Consider the following 16,694-nt stretch of genomic DNA (forward strand, 5'->3'; position numbering starts at 1 on the left):
GCCCACGGGCCAATGGCTTTCCAACCGAGATGTGGACCCTGGCGCGGGTCGCCGATGTGATCGAGACGCTGACCGGAGTCCGTTACGGCCAAACGCAGACCTGGACACTGCTGCGTGACCGGCTGAGCTGGAGCAGACAGCGTCCGGCGCGACGCGCGGTCGAACGCGACGACGAGGCGATCGCCACCTGGGTCAAACAGGATTGGCCGCGCATAAAAAAAGCGCCCGGCGCCGCGGCGCCTGGATCATCTTCCAAGACGAAAGCGGGTTCTTCCTGCTCCCCCCGGTGAGAGGGACCTGGGCACCCAAGGGCCACACCCCGCTGCTGCGCCACCGATTCTCCTGGACTCGCCTGTCGATGTCCGGCGCGCTGGCCTACCGGCCCGACGCCAGCCAGGCCGCGCTGGTGTTCCAGATCAAGCAAGGCTCCTACAACACCGACTCACTGATCGAGTTCCTCACCGACCTACACGCCCACTTCAGCGGCGACAAGATCACCTTGATCTGGGACAACCTGCCCTCACACAAGTCCAAGGCCATCACAGCCTGGATCGCCGGCCAGCGACAGTGGCTCACCGTTGAACGGCTACCGGGCTACGCCCACGACCTCAATCCCATCGAGATGGTGTGGGGCAACGTCAAAACGGTTGAGCTGGCAAACCTATGCCCCGACACGATCGACGAGGCCCACGCCGCAACCGAATCCGGGCTCAACCGCGTTGGCTCCAACTACGATCTGTGTTTCGCCTTCCTCGCCCACACCGGCCTATCTTTACGACTATGAATCACTCAATTACCGAAACATCTTTGACGTTGAAGTTGCCAACAGGATGTTCGGCCGGGCGGTCTTCCGCGCCGGGCGGGAGCACGCCGACGGGCACTAGGGGTGCCGCGGTCAGTGGGAAGAGCCCACACAATGCGAACGCCAATGGATATCCGCCGACCGTGATCATCGCTCCGAATGCCGGCGGGCCGGCCAAGGTCATCAGCCGGCGGTCAGCGCCGACCCGGTGGCCAGCACGGTGCGTTCCCCGATGCGGTCTGCCACATAACCCCAGGCGATCAGCGTGACCACCATGCCCAGGCTCGGCATCGCCGACAGCAGACCCGCCTCGGCCAGCGCGGTTCCACGCGCGGCTTCCAGTGCGGGAATCATGAACGGAACGGCGTTGATAAAGGAGAACGCACTGGCGGTTACCGTCAGCGCAATAGCGACCATCGACCAGCGCAGCGCCGCGCTGACCGGCTCCGCGGCCATCAGCCATGCTCGCACAGATGTCATTGCTCGGGTGCCTTCTGTTGTCGAGCAATTTCCCGGGGATTCATGGGCTTGTGCAGACCAGCGCTCAGCCCGGCCCGGGGTAGGCCCGGGGTGCACACGGCCCGCAGCGCCCGGCTGCGCCGGGCTCGCGACCGTCTGGGCCGATGACGACGGCCCGCAGCGCCCGGCTGCGCCGGGCTCGCGACCGTCTGGGCCGATGACGACGGCCCGCAGCGCCCGGCTGCGCCGGGCTCGCGACCGTCGTTAGGCTCATCCGAATGCGCCTTGGTCGAATCGCCAGTCCTGACGGCCCGTCCGGCCGATCGGCCTTTGTCAGCATCGAAGGCTCACTGGACGACCCCGGGGGGATGACCGTCCGGGAAATCGCAGAACACCCGTTCGGTACGCCGACCTTCACCGGCCGCTCCTGGCCGTTGGCCGACGTCCGGCTGCTGGCTCCGATACTTGCCAGCAAGGTGGTGTGCGTCGGCAAGAATTACGCCGACCACATCGCTGAAATGGGCGGCCAAACCGGCCCCGCTCCGGCCGACCCGGTCATATTCCTCAAACCCAACACCGCAATCGTCGGTCCCAATGTACCGATTCGGTTGCCCACCAACGCATCACCGGTTCACTTCGAGGGTGAGCTGGCGATAGTGATCGGCCGGCCGTGCAAAGACGTCCCAGCCGCCCAGGCCACCAACAACATCCTCGGCTACACCGTCGCCAACGACGTATCCGCACGCGATCAGCAACAGTCCGACGGCCAATGGACCCGGGCGAAAGGCCACGACACATTTTGTCCGGTCGGCCCGTGGATCGTCACCGACTTGAATCCGCTAGACCCAGCCGATCTCGAACTGCGCACCGAAGTCAACGGCGAAGTCAAACAGCACGCCCGCACGTCGCTGATGATCCACGACATCGGCGCCATCGTGGAATGGATCTCGGCGGTCATGACGTTGCTGCCCGGAGACCTCATTCTCACCGGAACGCCGGCCGGAGTCGGTCCCATCGAAGACGGTGACACCGTCTCCATCACCCTGGAAGGCATCGGCACCCTTACCAATCCCGTAGTGCGCAAAGGAAAGTCGTGACTGCAGCTGCTCCCGAAGAAGAAGAAACCCGCGTTCGGGTCCGATTCTGCCCGTCGCCCACCGGTATTCCCCACGTCGGCATGGTCCGCACCGCGCTGTTCAACTGGGCCTACGCCCGTCACACGGGCGGCACCTTCGTCTTCCGCATCGAAGACACCGACGCCCAGCGCGACAGCGAGGAAAGCTATCTGGCACTGCTCGACGCGTTGCGTTGGCTCGGCCTGAACTGGGACGAGGGGCCCGAGGTCGGCGGACCCTACGGCCCATACCGCCAGTCACAGCGCACCGAAATCTACCGCGATGTCATCGCCCAGCTGCTCGCGGCAGACGAGGCCTACTACGCCTTTTCGACGCCCGAAGAGGTCGAGGCCCGCCATATCGCCGCCGGCCGCAACCCCAAGTTGGGCTACGACAACTTCGACCGTCACCTGACCGATTCCCAGCGCGCGGCATATCTGGCGGAAGGTCGTCAGCCGGTGGTGCGACTGCGGATGCCCGACACCGATCTCAGCTGGAGCGACTTGGTCCGCGGGCCCACCACATTCGCGGCCGGCACGGTGCCCGACTTCGCGTTGACCCGCGCCAACGGAGATCCGCTGTACACCTTGGTCAACCCGTGCGACGACGCGTTGATGAAGATCACGCACGTGCTGCGCGGCGAGGACCTGCTGCCGTCGACGCCGCGACAGCTCGCGCTGTACCAATCCCTGATCCGGATCGGGATAGCCGAACGCGTTCCGGAGTTCGCCCATCTGCCAACGGTATTGGGGGAGGGCACTAAGAAGCTCTCGAAACGCGACCCGCAGTCGAACCTGTTCGCGCACCGCGACCGCGGCTTCATTCCCGAAGGGTTGTTGAATTACCTTGCGCTGCTCGGCTGGTCGATCGCCGACGACCGCGATCTGTTCAGCCTCGACGAGATGGTGGCGGCGTTCGACGTGGCCGACGTGAACCCGAATCCGGCGCGGTTCGACCAGAAGAAAGCCGACGCCCTCAACGCCGAGCACATCCGGATGCTCGATGCCGAAGACTTCACCCGCCGGCTCCGCGATTACCTGGGCGCGCACGACCATCGCATCGAGTTGGACGGCGCCGCGTTCGCCACTGCCGCGGAGTTGGTGCAGACCCGAATCGTGGTGCTCGGCGATGCGTGGCATCTGCTGAAGTTCCTCAGCGACGACCAGTATGCAATCGACCCCAAAGCCGCCGCCAAGGAACTGGGTCCCGACGCGGCTCCGGTTCTCGACGCGGCCGTGGCCGCGCTCCAAGGGGTGTCCGACTGGATCGCCGCCCACATCGAGGAGGCGCTCAAGGCTGCGCTGATCGAAGGCCTGGAGCTCAAACCCCGCAAGGCTTTCGGACCGATCCGAGTGGCCGCCACCGGGACCACGGTCAGCCCGCCGCTGTTCGAGTCATTGGAGTTGCTCGGCCGCGACCGCAGCCTGGCGCGGCTTCGTTCAGCGCGCGATCGGGTCACCTAGTTGCGGCGTGGCGCAGAATAGAACCCGGGCGTGCGGCTGGCCGGGCTGGTTTTTGGTAGTCTGCACGTCGGCCTACAACGGCTGGCAGCAGCGGTCCGCAAAGACCTGGCTATGGTTCCCGGAACTCGCTCTGACCAGCGGTTTTAGGCGGCAGATGGGGTATGGTGTAATTGGCAACACAGCTGATTCTGGTTCAGCCATTCTAGGTTCGAGTCCTGGTACCCCAGCAAAGTCTCACTGACGCGAAGCGGATGCCGAGTGATTAGGTGGGCTTACCGCGGTGAGCTATGCTGACAGCTCGGATCGGTTCTGGCCCCGTCGTCTAGCGGCCTAGGACGCCGCCCTCTCACGGCGGTAGCGTGGGTTCGAATCCCATCGGGGCTACAAAGCTACTTTTCAGCCGCACCGGTCCCCAGCACGGCCGGTGCGGTTGAACCACCCACCGGCATGTGCGGCAGTCCCAGCTTGCGGTGGTCCCACGAGCGGGTGCGGTGACTGACGATGCGGACGCCGACGCGCTTGTTCATCATCTGGTCGACCATGGGCCTCAGTTCGTCGCTGTAGGGCCCGGTGTAGCGCTCCCACACGCTGACTCCGACGCGGAACAGGGCGTCGGGCTCGTCGACGATCTCCGCGACGCCCTCGAAGGACACCCCGCGCAGCGTGTCATAGGTGTTGCCGTCCTCGAGCAGGAAGCTCACCCGAGGATCGCGTCGGACGTTGACGGCCTTCTGTGATTTGGCCTTGGTTTCCAGCCAGATTTCGCCGTCGACCACCGCGTACCACATGGCCGTCAGGTGTGGCTGGCCATCCGGCCCGATGGTGGCCAGCGTGCCGGTGCGGCTCTTGTTGACGAAGTCGGCGATTTCGGCCTCGGTCATGACGATCTGCGCGCGCTGGTTGGTTCCCATGGCGTCAGTGTGTCAGGTGGTCGTGACGCCCACGCGGCGGCGTCAGCCGGTCGGGCGGGCGTCCCGGGGGCAAGTCACTAGAGCCGGCGAGTGATCTCATCGGCCGCCGCCAACAGGTCGGCGGCCCAACGCGAACCCGGGCGCGGCCCCATCCGGTCGACGGGGCCGGAAACCGAGATCGCAGCGACCACAACGCCGCGGCGATCGCGCACCGGCGCCGAAACGCTTGCCACCCCAGGTTCCCGTTCGGCCACGCTTTGCGCCCAACCCCGCCGGCGCACCTCGGCCAGCACCCGTTCGCCGAATTTCGCATGCGGCAACACCGCCTGTTGGATCGCCGCGTCACTGTGGGCCAGCAGCACTTTGGCCCCCGACCCGGCCGTCATCGGCAATCTCGCTCCAACCGGAACCGTATCGCGAAGGCCCGCAGCCGGTTCCAGCGCAGCCACGCAGACCCGCGTCGTGCCCTCGCGGCGATACAACTGCACGCTCTCGCCGGTGGTCTCCCGCAATTTCGGCAGCACCGCGTTGCTTGCGGCGAGCAGCGAATCGTTGACTTGGGCCGCGAGTTCGGACACCGCGGGACCAAGACGCCACCGGCCTTCCTCGTCACGTCCGAGCAGGCGATGCACCTCGAGAGCGGCTGCCAGCCGATATGCGGTGGCCCTCGGCAGGCCGGTTCGGTCACAGAGTTCGGCCAGTCCGCACGGAGATTCCGCGATCGCGTGCAGCAGACCCATGGCTTTGTCGAGCACGCCGATGCCGCTATGCTGTCTCACATCGAGATACTAGCGTCTCATATTCTGAGAACAAAGTCCGGTGGTTCAGTGAGCCGCTATTGAGTGAATCGAGGCAATCCGAGATGGCAGTTCAGACTCGCGGGCCCCGCACGTTGGCGGAGAAGGTTTGGGACGACCACGTTGTGGTGTCCGGTGGCGCCGCTGAACAAGGAGACGGGCCCGACTTGATCTACATCGATCTGCATCTGGTGCACGAGGTCACCAGCCCGCAGGCGTTCGACGGTTTACGGCTGGCCGGTCGCCGAGTGCGGCGTCCCGACCTGACCATTGCCACCGAGGACCACAACGTGCCCACCGTCGACATCGACAAGCCGATCGCCGACCCGGTCTCGCGCACCCAGGTGGAGACGTTGCGGCGCAACTGCGCCGAATTCGGTATCCGGCTGCATCCGATGGGCGACATCGAGCAGGGCATCGTGCACGTCGTCGGACCGCAATTGGGCCTCACCCAACCGGGAATGACGATCGTTTGCGGCGATAGCCATACCTCGACCCACGGCGCATTCGGCGCATTGGCAATGGGTATCGGCACATCCGAAGTCGAGCACGTGCTGGCAACCCAGACGCTGCCGCTGCGGCCGTTCAAGACCATGGCGGTCAATGTCGAAGGGCAACTGCCGCCGGGCGTATCGGCCAAGGACATCATCCTGGCGCTGATCGCCAAGATCGGCACCGGCGGCGGACAGGGTCATGTCATCGAATACCGGGGCGCCGCCATCGAATCGCTGTCCATGGAAGCTCGCATGACGATCTGCAACATGAGCATCGAAGCCGGTGCCCGAGCCGGCATGGTGGCACCGGACGAAACCACCTACGAGTTCTTGCGCGGCCGTCCGCACGCGCCAACCGGTGACCGGTGGGACGCCGCTGTGGCCTATTGGCGACAGTTGCGGACCGACCCCGGGGCCGTCTTCGATACCGAGGTGTACCTCGATGCCACCTCGTTGAGTCCCTATGTCACCTGGGGAACCAACCCCGGACAAGGAGTGCCGCTGGCCGGAGCGGTGCCAGACCCGGAGCGGATGACCGATGACGCGGAGCGGCAGGCTGCCGAGAAAGCGTTGGCCTATATGGACCTTCGGCCCGGAACGGCAATGCGCGACATCGCCGTCGACGCCGTGTTCGTCGGGTCGTGTACCAACGGCCGCATTGAAGACCTGCGGGTGGTGGCTGATGTCTTGCGCGGCCGCAAGGTGGCGCCGGGCGTGCGGATGCTCATCGTTCCGGGGTCCATGCGGGTTCGCGCGCAGGCCGAAGCAGAAGGCCTGGATGAGATCTTTACCGCTGCAGGCGCCGAATGGCGGCAGGCGGGATGCTCGATGTGCCTGGGAATGAATCCCGATCAGCTCGCTCCCGGGGAGCGCTGCGCCGCGACGTCCAACCGCAACTTCGAAGGGCGACAGGGAAAGGGGGGCCGTACGCATTTGGTTTCACCGGCCGTTGCCGCCGCGACCGCTGTTCGCGGCATCCTTTCCGCGCCGGCTGATTTGAATTGAACTCAACGGGTTAGGGGAAGAGCATGGAAGCCTTTCACACTCACACCGGCATTGGTGTGCCGCTGCGACGGTCCAATGTCGATACCGACCAGATCATCCCCGCGGTCTTCCTGAAGCGCGTCACCCGAACCGGTTTCGAGGACGGCTTGTTCGCGAGTTGGCGCTCGGATCCGTCGTTCGTGCTGAACCTCAGTCCCTTTGACCGCGGCTCGGTCTTGGTCGCCGGGCCCGACTTCGGCACCGGATCCTCGCGAGAGCATGCGGTCTGGGCGCTCATGGACTTCGGATTCCGGGTGGTTATCTCGTCTCGATTCGGTGACATTTTCCGCGGCAACGCCGGCAAGGCGGGGCTGCTGGCGGCCGAAGTCGACCAATACGGCGTCGAACTTCTCTGGAAGCTCATCGAGCAGAGTCCCGGGTTGGAAATCACTGTCAATCTTCAAGATCGAAATATCACCGCCGGAACAGTGGTGCTGCCGTTCAAGATTGACGACCACACCGCGTGGCGACTGCTTGAAGGGCTTGACGATATAGCCCTTACGCTGCGAAAACTCGACGAAATCGAGTCTTATGAAGCGGCTTACCCGGCGTGGAAACCGCGCACTCTGCCCGGCTCGTGAAGGGCCCATCGATGCGGAATTCCGACTGCCGCAAGCCTGGATAAGCCGGGCAAGCGGGGTTCATTTGGAGGCCGTGCCACCGGTCAAGGGCGGCAATCGGATTGCGAAAATTGCCGTTCCCGGGTCCCGAAATTGCGCGTGCCGCTTGGCAATTTGCCAGGTGAGGGTTTACCGTGTCCACTAGTCGGTTCCATTAACGAGGACCACTAGCTTCGGAGGGTTGGATGAACAAAGCAGAGCTCATTGACGTGCTCACACAGAAATTGGGCTCGGACCGTCGCCAGGCGACCGCCGCCGTCGAGAATGTCGTCGACACCATTGTGCGCGCCGTGCACAAGGGCGACAGCGTAACCATTACCGGATTCGGCGTCTTCGAACAGCGCCGCCGCGCGGCCCGCGTGGCTCGCAATCCCCGGACCGGCGAGACGGTAAAGGTGAAGCCGACTTCTGTCCCGGCGTTCCGGCCCGGCGCCCAATTCAAAGCGGTTGTGGCTGGCGCACAGAAGCTCCCGGCGGAAGGACCCGCCGTGAAGCGTGGTGTGGGGACGAGTGCCGCCAAGAAAGCGGCGAAGAAGGCACCCGCGCGCAAGGCTGCGGGTAAGGCACCCGCGCGCAAGGCTGCGACCAAGGCGCCCGCCAAGAAGGCCGCGACCAAGGCGCCCGCCAAGAAGGCCGCGACCAAGGCGCCCGCCAAGAAGGCTGCGACCAAGGCACCCGCCAAGGCGACCAAGGCAACGGCGAAGAAGACCGCCGCCAAGGCGCCGGTACGCAAGGCGGCCACCAAGGCGCCGGCGAAGAAGGCCGCGGCGAAGCGGCCGGCCACCAAGGCACCGGCGAAGAAGGCGACGAGCACCAGGCGCGGTCGCAAGTAAGTCAGTACACCGCCGATACCCTTTGGGTGGCAGATGCCGCCCAAAGGGTATCTGTGCGTTAGGCCCGCACGTTGGCGGCCAGCGCGCCGCCAATATGGTCGGCCGCAATGAGCCGCCCGCGGGAGAGCGAAAGCACCCAGGTGCTGCCTTTGTGGTTGCGGGACTTGTCCGGACGCACGCCGTCGCGCTCGCACCACCAGGCGATGAGATACGGAATTACTTTGCCCTGGGTGCAGATCACCGGCGTGCCCGGCTGTGCGGCGATCCGCAGCACCCGATGCCGGCCCTGTTTGGGGTTCTTGGCATAGGCTTCCTCGGTGAGGGCGCGTTCGTTGTGAATGCTCACACCCAGTTCCTCGGCGAGCGGCTGCACCGTCTGGTGACAGCGCAACCGGTCGGCGGCGTACACGGTAGTAGCGCCGAAGGCCAGTAACTGCCCGACAAGCGCCTCGGCCTGCGCACGTCCCTTTTTGTCCAGCGGTCGTTTGGTGTCGTCGCCGGAGAAGCGGGACTTGCTGCCGGCGGTACCGTGCCGGACCACCAGCACCGTCTTGGTGTCCGCCGGCTGTTTGGCGAACCGGCCCAAGACCTTTCGATCCTGTGCATAGTCGAGCCGCTCCATGGCGCCGGCGATCGGCAGCCAGACCAGATCGTCGACCTCGGCTCCGGCCGCGAATTCCCCGCCGACGCGGCGCGCAGCCCAGTAGTAGACCTTTTTGATGCCTTGGTCGATCGGGTAACTCGTCATGACGAGACGCCGGCCAAGGTGCGCCTGCTGACCGGTCTCCTCGAACACCTCGCGCACCGCCGCCGCCGCGGCGGTTTCCCCGGGATCCACTTTGCCCTTCGGGAGCGACCAGTCGTCGTAACGGGGACGGTGGATCACGGCAACCTCGACTGCTCCCTTGGCCTTTCCCGGACGCCACAACACCGCGCCGGCGGCATGGACGATCCTGCCCTCCGTGCATCGGCGGACGGACGTGCTGGGGATCGGCACGTTAACTCCTGCAGGTCAATTCGGCCTGGGCCGCTCGCGGTCGTGGATGTGGCACAAATCAGCGGAGTCCCCCGGTGTCAGGGACTGCGGTGCCGCTCCATCAGCGATACCTGGTGGTCGCGCACACTGTGGCCGTCCTGGGGCGCCGCCGTCCATTGTCCGTCCGGGCCCAGCTCCCAACAGCGGGTGGCCGGGTCCAGCGCGGACTCGAACAAATCATCCAGCTGTGCGGTCAGCCTCGGATCCTTGACCTGAGCCATGACCTCAACACGCCGGTCGAGATTGCGGTGCATCATGTCGGCGCTGCCGATCCAGAACTCGTCGATGGCGCGGAAATGCAGGATTCGCGAGTGTTCCAGGAATCGGCCGAGAATGGAACGCACGGTGACGTTTTCCGAGAAACCTTCGGCGCCGGGGCGTAACGCGCAGATGCCGCGCACCACCACCTCGGTGGGCACTCCCGCCTGCGACGCGCGGTAGAGCGCGTCGATGACCTGTTCGTCGACAAGGGCGTTCATCTTGAGCCGGATTCGTCCGTTACCGTTTTCCCGATGTGCGGCCACCTCCCGCTCGACGCGCTCGATGATGCCGGTGCGAATCCCGTGTGGAGCCACCAACAGATTGCGGTAGGAGACCTTGCGCGAGTAACCGGTCAGCGAATTGAACAAGTCGGTCAGGTCGGCTCCGATATCGGGCGCGGCCGTCAACAGGCCGACGTCCTCATACAGCCGGGCGGTCTTGCTGTTGTAATTGCCGGTCCCGACATGGCAATACCGCCGGATCAACGGGCCCTCGCGGCGAACGACCAACGCGGTCTTGCAGTGGGTCTTGAGTCCGACGATCCCATAGGCCACATGCACGCCGGCCTGCTCGAGTTGCCGTGCCCACCGAATGTTGGCCTGCTCGTCGAAGCGGGCCTTGATCTCGACCAGTGCGACCACCTGCTTGCCCGCTTCGGCCGCGTCGATCAACGCCCGGACGATCGGGGAATCCCCGGAGGTGCGGTACAGCGTCTGCTTGATCGCCAGCACGTCGGGATCAGCGGCGGCCTGCTCGATGAACCGCTGCACGCTGGTGGAGAACGAATCATAGGGATGGTGCACCAGCACGTCGCCCTCGCGCAGCGTCGCGAAGATGCTCTTGGGTGTTTCCCGCTCGGCGAACGCGGGATGGGTGGCCGGAACGAATGTCCGGTCTTTGAGCGCCGGACGGTCCAGGCCGTAAATCTGCCACAACGACGACAGGTCCAGTAGCCCCGGTACCTCGATGACGTCACCGGGATGGACGTCGAGTTCGCGCAGCAGCAACTCCAGCATGCCTTCGGTCATGTCGTCGGCGACTTCGAGCCGTACCGGCGATCCGAACCGGCGGCGCGCCAGTTCTCGTTCGAGTGCCTGCAGCAGATCTTCGTCGCGGTCCTCTTCGACCTCGAAGTCGGCGTTGCGAGTGATCCGGAACGCGTGATGCTCGACGATCTCCATTCCCGGGAACAGCACCGGAAGGAAGGCTGCGATGAGCTCCTCCACCGGCAGGAACCGGTGGACCGATTGACCTTCGCCGCCTTCGCCATCGCTGTGGCCGACCAACTCGACAAAGCGGTCGACGTTGTCGGGCACCTTGACCCGGGCGAAGTGTTGACCGCCGTCGTCGGGTTGGCGCACGGTGACCGCCAGGTTCAGGCTGAGCCCGCTGACGAACGGGAACGGGTGCGCGGGATCCACGGCCAGCGGGGTCAGGACGGGGAAGACCTGCTCGTTGAAGTAGATCGACAGTTGCTCGCGCTCAGTCTCATTCAGATCCGCCCAGGTGATGATGTAGATACCTTCTTCACCGAGCGCCGGCCGCACCGAATCGAGGAACACCCGCGCGTGCCGGCCGGCGATCTGCTGGGTCTGCTCGCCGATCCGGCCCAGCTGCTCACGCGGTGTCAGACCGTCGGCGGAACGCACCGACAGCCCCATTTCGTCGCGGCGTTTGAGACCGGCCACCCGAACCATGTAGAACTCGTCGAGGTTGGACGCGAAGATCGCCAGGAATTTGGCTCGCTCCAACAACGGCATGGAGTTGTCGGCGGCAAGCGCCAGCACCCGGGCATTGAAATCCAGCCAGCTCAGCTCGCGGTTGAGATAGCGGTATTCGGGCAGCTGGTCGGTGATCGCCGCGAGTGTCGCAGCCGGGGGCGCCGTCAGTGCCGAGTCGCCTTGATGCCATGCACTCTCGTCTGGCTGCGCCTCCGTGACTGGACTGGTTTCGGTATCGGTCACCCAGCGATCATTGCCTATCACCCGGTGATGTTGCTAGCGCCCAGCCGACTTCAATCTGACGTTGGTGTGCCGGTCACCTTCGGACGGGCCCGCACCACCGGCTACCGGTGACCGATTGCTTGCGCGGTCGCCGGCCCGACGCCCAGGCGGCGCGCGGCCGCCAAGTCCGCCGGTGTGTCGACATCGCACCGCAGGCCGGGCCAGGCTCCGGTGAGCTCGACCGCACCCGAACGGCGGTGCCGCGCGGACGAATCCGCCCCGAACCGCGGGTCGAGTGCGGCGCCGAAGGCACACAGCGCGGCCGTTCCCGTTCCGCACCGGTCGGCGACGAAACTGCGCTGGTGCTGGCGTGCCGCAGCGATCGCCTCGGCAAGCTCCTGCGGCTGTAGTGCCGGCAAATCACCTTGCAGCACAACAAGATTCGCTAAAGATCTGGCCATCGTGCGTTCGGCGACGGCGATGGCGTTGTTGAGCGGGTCGGCATCGTCTTGCGGCGTCGGGTCGGCCAGCACCTCGGCGCCGAGCCCCGCTGCCGCAGCCGCGGCAGCCTCGTCGGGCGTGATGACAGTGATCGAGTGCAATGCCCGTACGCGAGCTGCCGCGGTCAACGTGTCGACCAGCATGGCCAGTACCACACTTTCCCGCGTCCGCGCCGAGAACACCGGGGCCAGCCGGGTCTTGGCGGCCGCCAACCGCTTGACGGCGATGATCAAGCCGACATCACCGCTACCGTCGGCCTGTGTGCCGCTCATGAAGGTCATCCTGCCAGCGCCGGTTTCCGGGTGAACGGTGAGCGTCGGGCTGGACATGGCGGTGGCCAGCTGGCGGGTCTACTGTGTAGCGGCTGCAGGTGCCATAACGGACAACAAGGGGGTGTGCGGATGGCCGGCACGGGAACCGTTGTGGTGATGGGGGCCGGCGCGTGGGGCACCGCGCTGGCCAAGGTGCTGGCCGACGCCGGTGGTGAGGTCATCCTGTGGGCCCGACGAGCCGACGTCGCCGAGCAGATCAACAGCACCCGGTACAACCCCGACTATCTGCCCGGCACGTTGCTGCCGCCCGGCATCCGCGCCACCCCCGAGGCCGAGGAGGCGCTCAGCGGCGCAGCCACGGTCCTTTTGGGCGTTCCGGCGCAGACGCTGCGCGCCAATCTGGAGCGGTGGGCCAGCTTGTTTCCCGAGGACGCCACCCTGGTCAGTTTGGCCAAGGGCATCGAACTCGGCACCCTGATGCGGATGAGCCAGGTGATCACCTCGGTGACCGGAGTAGACCCGGCACACGTCGCGGTGATCTCCGGGCCCAACCTGGCCAGTGAGATCGCCGAGTCTCAGCCGGCAGCCACCGTCGTCGCATGCAGCGACTCCGGCCGGGCGGTCGCTCTGCAGCGTGCGCTGAACAGTGGCTACTTTCGTCCGTACACCAACAGCGATGTCATCGGCACCGAGATCGGTGGCGCCTGCAAGAACGTCATTGCGCTGGCGTGCGGGATGGCCGTCGGCGTCGGGTTGGGCGAAAACACCGCGGCGGCCATCATCACCCGCGGGCTGGCCGAAATCATGCGGCTCGGGATCGCGCTGGGCGCCAAAGGCGCGACACTGGCCGGGCTGGCCGGGGTGGGGGACCTGGTGGCCACCTGCACCTCACCGCATTCCCGCAATCGGTCCTTCGGCGAGCGACTGGGCCGGGGCGAGACCATGCAATCGGCGTTGCAGCACCGCGACGGCCACGTCGTCGAGGGGGTCACGTCGTGTGTGGCGGTGCTCGCGCTGGCGTCCAGCTACGACGTCGAGATGCCGCTGACCGACGCCGTGCACCGGGTCTGTCATAAGGGGCTGTCGGTGAATGAGGCGATTGCGCTGTTGCTGGGTCGCAGCACCAAACCCGAGTAAGCAGCCCAGGCTACTCGCCGCCGAAACGTCGTCGAGCCTGTAATTATGCAGGCCGCTACTCGAACTTCCGCTGCGAAATTACAGTCTCGGCGGCATCTCGTCGAGCAAGCGCACGGACGGGCGGAGGGCGGGAGCCGGGTATCGTCGCGTCCCACCCGGTAGCCTCTGAAGGTTGTGAGTGCCAACGACCGGCGTGCCCGGGTTGCCGTCGTGTTCGGCGGCCGCAGCAACGAGCACGCCATCTCCTGCGTGTCGGCGGGCAGCATCCTGCGCAACCTGGACCCGCAGCGGTTCGAGGTGATCGCGATCGGCATCACGCCGCAAGGCTCGTGGGTGCTCACCGACGGCAACCCCGACGCCCTGGCCATCACCAACCGGCAACTGCCCGCGGTCAGCTCCGAATCGGGCACATTGCTGGCGTTGCCCGCCGACCCGCAGTGGGGCGGCCGACTGGTGTCGTTGCCGCCGGGTGCCGGTGAAGTGTTGGCCTCCGTCGACGTGGTGTTCCCGGTGCTGCATGGCCCCTACGGGGAGGACGGCACCATCCAGGGACTGCTCGAGCTTGCCGGTGTGCCCTACGTCGGGGCCGGTGTGCTGGCCGGTGCCGCCGGCATGGACAAGGAATTCACCAAGAAGCTGCTGGCCGCTGACGGGCTTCCGGTCGGGCCGCACGCGGTGCTGCGTCCGTCGCGGCCGGCCTTGAGTCTCGACGAATGCGAGCGGCTGGGGCTGCCGGTGTACGTCAAGCCCGCGCGCGGCGGCTCGTCGATCGGCGTCAGCCGGGTGTCGAGCTGGGATGAGTTGCCCGCCGCGGTCGCCGAGGCGCGCCGGCACGATCCGAAGGTGATCGTCGAGGCCGCCGTCAACGGGCGTGAGCTGGAATGCGGTGTGCTCGAGTTCCCGGACGGCACGGTGCAAGCCAGCACGCTAGGGGAGATCCGGGTGGCCGGGGTGCGCGGACGCGAGGACGCCTTCTACGACTTCGCGACCAAGTACCTCGACGACGCAGCCGAGCTGGATGTCCCCGCCAAGGTCGACGACGACGTCGCCGACGCGGTGCGCGACCTGGCGATCCGGGCGTTTCACGCCATCGACTGCCATGGCCTGGCCCGGGTGGACTTCTTCCTCACCGAGGAGGGCCCGGTGATCAACGAGATCAACACCATGCCGGGGTTCACCACGATCTCGATGTACCCCCGGATGTGGGCGGCCAGCGGCGTCGACTATCCGACGCTGCTGGCGACCATGGTGGAGACGGCACTGGCCCGGGGAGTGGGCCTGCGTTAACCGGTCGGCGCCGGGTCGATCGGCACGGCCGCGATGGTGTGGTCGATGACCTCGGACAGCTCCTGGATCGGCGTAGGCCCCGACCCTGCCGGCAGCGTCAGCGCGATGTATACCGGACGGTCGACCGTGTACCAGGTGGATCTGCCGGCGCCGCGGTCGGTTTGGGTTTCGTCGGTAACCCGGAACCACTGCACCCGGTCAACGATCTGGATCGGCGCGCCCACGATGAAGTCGGCCGGGCGGTCGAGGCCGCAACGCATGATGACCGGCTCGCGGCCGGGCCCGGAACTCCAGGCGCTCACGCCTTCCGGGGCCGGTTGCGCAATCGTCGCTCGCTGATAGTCACCCAGGCGCTGCGGCAGCGCTGCCGTCAGCGCATGGCAGGCCGGACCACCGGCGTGGGGGGCCGGCACGGCCGCAACCGTGACGGGTTGTTGCCGGGGGTGGCGGGTCGCCGCGATCACCAGGATCACCCCGACCGTCGCCACGGCCAGTACCACAGCCGCAATGATCAGGATGCGTGGCGGACCGTCTACTTCTGCTTCGGGGTTGGGAAGGGCGTCGCCCGTCACCTCGCCGGCCACCTCCGCCTTGACTGCCCGGCTGTCCCGGGGCCACCGACGTCCCGCCCGGATGTTCGGGTCGCCAGAGCTCATAGACTAACGCGGTCCACCCCGGGCGGGCAGGGGACCGGACCCGGGTGAGACGTCCCGCAGGAGGTGGCGTGCGCGACGACGCATCGGGGCAAGCGTCGGGGGAGTCTCCGACGCTGCAACAGCTCGGGGAGTTCGCCGTGATCGACCGGTTGGTGGCCGGCCGCCGTCAGCCTCCCGTCGTCGAGCTCGGGCCGGGCGACGACGCCGCCGTGGTCGCCGCCCGCGACGGCCGCGTCGTGATGTCGACCGACATGCTGGTGCAGGACCGGCACTTTCGGCTGGACTGGTCGACACCCCACGATGTAGGCCGCAAGGCGATCGCCCAGAACGCTGCCGACGTCGCGGCCATGGGCGCGCGCTGTACCGCGTTCGTGGTGAGCTTCGGGGCGCCCACCGACACACCCGCGGACCAGGTGAGCGCCCTGGTCGACGGCATGTGGGACGAGGCGGACCGAATCGGCGCCGGCATCGTCGGAGGCGATCTGGTTCGCTGCCCGCAGTGGGTGGTGTCGGTGACGGTGCTGGGGGACCTCGAGGGACGCGCACCGGTGCGGCGCTCCGGCGCCAAACCCGGCTCGGTCGTCGCCGTGGCCGGTGAACTGGGCCGCTCGGCGGCCGGATATCAGTTGTGGCACAACGGGATAGACGGATTCGACGAGTTACGACGGCGCCATCTGGTGCCCCAGCCGCCGTATCAGCAGGGCGTGGCGGCCGCCGCCGCGGGGGCTCAGGCCATGATCGACATCTCCGACGGCCTGGTCGCCGACCTGCGCCATGTCGCGCAGGCGTCCGCGGTCGGTATCGACGTGTCGACCGCGGCGCTGGCTCACGACCACGCCGCGCTGGCCGCGGCCGCCGACGCCGTGGGCGCCGATCCGTGGCCCTGGGTGCTCGGTGGCGGCGAAGACCACGCCCTGGCGGCGTGTTTCGCCGACGCGGTGCCGGCCGGCTGGCGCGTCATCGGGCGGGTGGTCGACGGTCTGCCCCGGGTGCTGGTCGACGGAAACGAATGGGGCGGATATGCGGGTTGGCAGTCGTTCGATTGACCGCGCCGTTGAGTAGG

16 protein-coding genes, 2 tRNA genes and 1 pseudogene are annotated in these 16,694 nt (G+C 66.6%); 12 read left to right on the forward strand and 7 right to left on the reverse strand.

The window, feature by feature from the left end:
* On the forward strand, positions 1 to 290 hold a 290-nt coding region (locus EET03_RS07625), incomplete at its 5' end, for a helix-turn-helix domain-containing protein (protein ID WP_136625658.1).
* A complete protein-coding gene (locus EET03_RS07630) occupies positions 203 to 784 on the forward strand; it encodes an IS630 family transposase (RefSeq protein ID WP_122508745.1) in 582 nt (193 codons plus the stop codon). The genes EET03_RS07625 and EET03_RS07630, both read left to right, overlap by 88 nt.
* A gap of 207 nt (positions 785 to 991) precedes the next feature.
* Here EET03_RS07630 and EET03_RS30125 read toward each other — a convergent pair.
* Positions 992 to 1,258: pseudogene (locus EET03_RS30125) on the reverse strand (MFS transporter); the annotation flags it as partial.
* Positions 1,259 to 1,539: 281 nt separating this feature from the next.
* On the opposite strand from EET03_RS30125, the gene EET03_RS07640 reads away from it, so the two are divergent.
* The 4 genes from EET03_RS07640 to EET03_RS07655 all read left to right on the forward strand — a co-directional run bounded on the left by EET03_RS07640 (position 1,540) and on the right by EET03_RS07655 (position 4,223).
* A complete protein-coding gene (locus EET03_RS07640; RefSeq protein WP_075543693.1) occupies positions 1,540 to 2,358 on the forward strand; it encodes a fumarylacetoacetate hydrolase family protein in 819 nt (272 codons plus the stop codon).
* Positions 2,355 to 3,839, forward strand: a complete 1,485-nt coding sequence (gltX, locus tag EET03_RS07645) for a glutamate--tRNA ligase (protein ID WP_082274745.1) — start codon at positions 2,355 to 2,357, stop codon at positions 3,837 to 3,839. Before EET03_RS07640 ends, gltX begins: the two co-directional genes overlap by 4 nt.
* Positions 3,840 to 3,994: 155 nt before the next feature.
* Positions 3,995 to 4,066 (forward strand) — tRNA-Gln (locus EET03_RS07650).
* An 84-nt stretch (positions 4,067 to 4,150) separates the two neighbouring features.
* Positions 4,151 to 4,223, forward strand: a tRNA-Glu gene (locus EET03_RS07655).
* A 5-nt stretch (positions 4,224 to 4,228) separates the two neighbouring features.
* On the opposite strand, the gene EET03_RS07660 is transcribed toward EET03_RS07655, so the two are convergent.
* Together EET03_RS07660 and EET03_RS07665 are read right to left on the reverse strand one after the other, a co-directional pair.
* Positions 4,229 to 4,750, reverse strand: coding sequence for a PPOX class F420-dependent oxidoreductase (locus EET03_RS07660; protein WP_075543695.1), 522 nt, complete (start codon positions 4,748 to 4,750; stop codon positions 4,229 to 4,231).
* Between the two features lie 77 nt (positions 4,751 to 4,827).
* Positions 4,828 to 5,529 carry an IclR family transcriptional regulator gene (locus EET03_RS07665; RefSeq protein ID WP_075543696.1) on the reverse strand — a complete coding sequence of 234 codons (702 nt, stop codon included), beginning with the start codon at positions 5,527 to 5,529 and terminating at the stop codon, positions 4,828 to 4,830.
* A gap of 83 nt (positions 5,530 to 5,612) precedes the next feature.
* On the opposite strand from EET03_RS07665, the gene leuC reads away from it, so the two are divergent.
* From leuC to EET03_RS07680, 3 genes are all read left to right on the forward strand, one after another.
* Positions 5,613 to 7,046 (forward strand): 3-isopropylmalate dehydratase large subunit, encoded by a 1,434-nt coding sequence (leuC, locus tag EET03_RS07670; protein WP_075543697.1) that lies wholly within the window; start codon positions 5,613 to 5,615, stop codon positions 7,044 to 7,046.
* A 23-nt stretch (positions 7,047 to 7,069) separates the two neighbouring features.
* Positions 7,070 to 7,666 (forward strand): 3-isopropylmalate dehydratase small subunit, encoded by a 597-nt coding sequence (leuD, locus tag EET03_RS07675; protein WP_063471093.1) that lies wholly within the window; start codon positions 7,070 to 7,072, stop codon positions 7,664 to 7,666.
* Positions 7,667 to 7,890: 224 nt separating this feature from the next.
* Positions 7,891 to 8,538: an HU family DNA-binding protein gene (locus EET03_RS07680; protein ID WP_063471092.1), complete on the forward strand. Its 648-nt coding sequence runs from the start codon at positions 7,891 to 7,893 to the stop codon at positions 8,536 to 8,538.
* A 58-nt stretch (positions 8,539 to 8,596) separates the two neighbouring features.
* On the opposite strand, the gene mutT1 is transcribed toward EET03_RS07680, so the two are convergent.
* The 3 genes from mutT1 to cofC all read right to left on the reverse strand — a co-directional run bounded on the left by mutT1 (position 8,597) and on the right by cofC (position 12,551).
* Positions 8,597 to 9,535, reverse strand: a complete 939-nt coding sequence (gene mutT1 / locus EET03_RS07685) for an 8-oxo-(d)GTP phosphatase MutT1 (protein WP_075543698.1) — start codon at positions 9,533 to 9,535, stop codon at positions 8,597 to 8,599.
* 77 nt (positions 9,536 to 9,612) lie between these two features.
* Positions 9,613 to 11,820 (reverse strand): RNA degradosome polyphosphate kinase, encoded by a 2,208-nt coding sequence (locus EET03_RS07690; protein WP_075543699.1) that lies wholly within the window; start codon positions 11,818 to 11,820, stop codon positions 9,613 to 9,615.
* Between the two features lie 80 nt (positions 11,821 to 11,900).
* Entirely contained in the window at positions 11,901 to 12,551 is a 651-nt protein-coding gene (gene cofC / locus EET03_RS07695) for a 2-phospho-L-lactate guanylyltransferase (protein ID WP_075543714.1), read from the reverse strand.
* 129 nt (positions 12,552 to 12,680) lie between these two features.
* On the opposite strand from cofC, the gene EET03_RS07700 reads away from it, so the two are divergent.
* Together EET03_RS07700 and EET03_RS07705 are read left to right on the forward strand one after the other, a co-directional pair.
* Positions 12,681 to 13,688, forward strand: a complete 1,008-nt coding sequence (locus EET03_RS07700) for an NAD(P)H-dependent glycerol-3-phosphate dehydrogenase (protein ID WP_075543700.1) — start codon at positions 12,681 to 12,683, stop codon at positions 13,686 to 13,688.
* A 174-nt stretch (positions 13,689 to 13,862) separates the two neighbouring features.
* Positions 13,863 to 14,975 (forward strand): D-alanine--D-alanine ligase family protein, encoded by a 1,113-nt coding sequence (locus EET03_RS07705; protein WP_075543701.1) that lies wholly within the window; start codon positions 13,863 to 13,865, stop codon positions 14,973 to 14,975.
* Here the strand turns inward: EET03_RS07705 and EET03_RS07710 are convergent.
* Complete coding sequence (locus EET03_RS07710) at positions 14,972 to 15,547, reverse strand: DUF3515 domain-containing protein (RefSeq protein ID WP_425271506.1); 576 nt, start codon at positions 15,545 to 15,547, stop codon at positions 14,972 to 14,974. The two genes, EET03_RS07705 and EET03_RS07710, sit on opposite strands and share 4 nt — an antisense overlap.
* A 152-nt stretch (positions 15,548 to 15,699) precedes the next feature.
* On the opposite strand from EET03_RS07710, the gene EET03_RS07715 reads away from it, so the two are divergent.
* Positions 15,700 to 16,677 (forward strand): thiamine-phosphate kinase, encoded by a 978-nt coding sequence (locus tag EET03_RS07715; RefSeq protein WP_075543703.1) that lies wholly within the window; start codon positions 15,700 to 15,702, stop codon positions 16,675 to 16,677.
* Positions 16,678 to 16,694: the final 17 nt, after the last annotated feature.

It is taken from the genome of Mycobacterium innocens (genome assembly GCF_900566055.1).
Taxonomy (GTDB): domain Bacteria; phylum Actinomycetota; class Actinomycetes; order Mycobacteriales; family Mycobacteriaceae; genus Mycobacterium; species Mycobacterium innocens.

Excerpts from the sequence above, each read along its gene's own strand:
- EET03_RS07640 (WP_075543693.1), top strand. The coding sequence starts at position 1,540 with ATGCGCCTTGGTCGAATCGCCAGTCCTGACGGCCCGTCCGGCCGATCG.
- EET03_RS07660 (WP_075543695.1), bottom strand. The coding sequence starts at position 4,750 with ATGGGAACCAACCAGCGCGCGCAGATCGTCATGACCGAGGCCGAAATC.
- leuC (WP_075543697.1), top strand. The coding sequence starts at position 5,613 with ATGGCAGTTCAGACTCGCGGGCCCCGCACGTTGGCGGAGAAGGTTTGG.
- leuD (WP_063471093.1), top strand. The coding sequence starts at position 7,070 with ATGGAAGCCTTTCACACTCACACCGGCATTGGTGTGCCGCTGCGACGG.
- EET03_RS07680 (WP_063471092.1), top strand. The coding sequence starts at position 7,891 with ATGAACAAAGCAGAGCTCATTGACGTGCTCACACAGAAATTGGGCTCG.
- cofC (WP_075543714.1), bottom strand. The coding sequence starts at position 12,551 with ATGAGCGGCACACAGGCCGACGGTAGCGGTGATGTCGGCTTGATCATC.
- EET03_RS07700 (WP_075543700.1), top strand. The coding sequence starts at position 12,681 with ATGGCCGGCACGGGAACCGTTGTGGTGATGGGGGCCGGCGCGTGGGGC.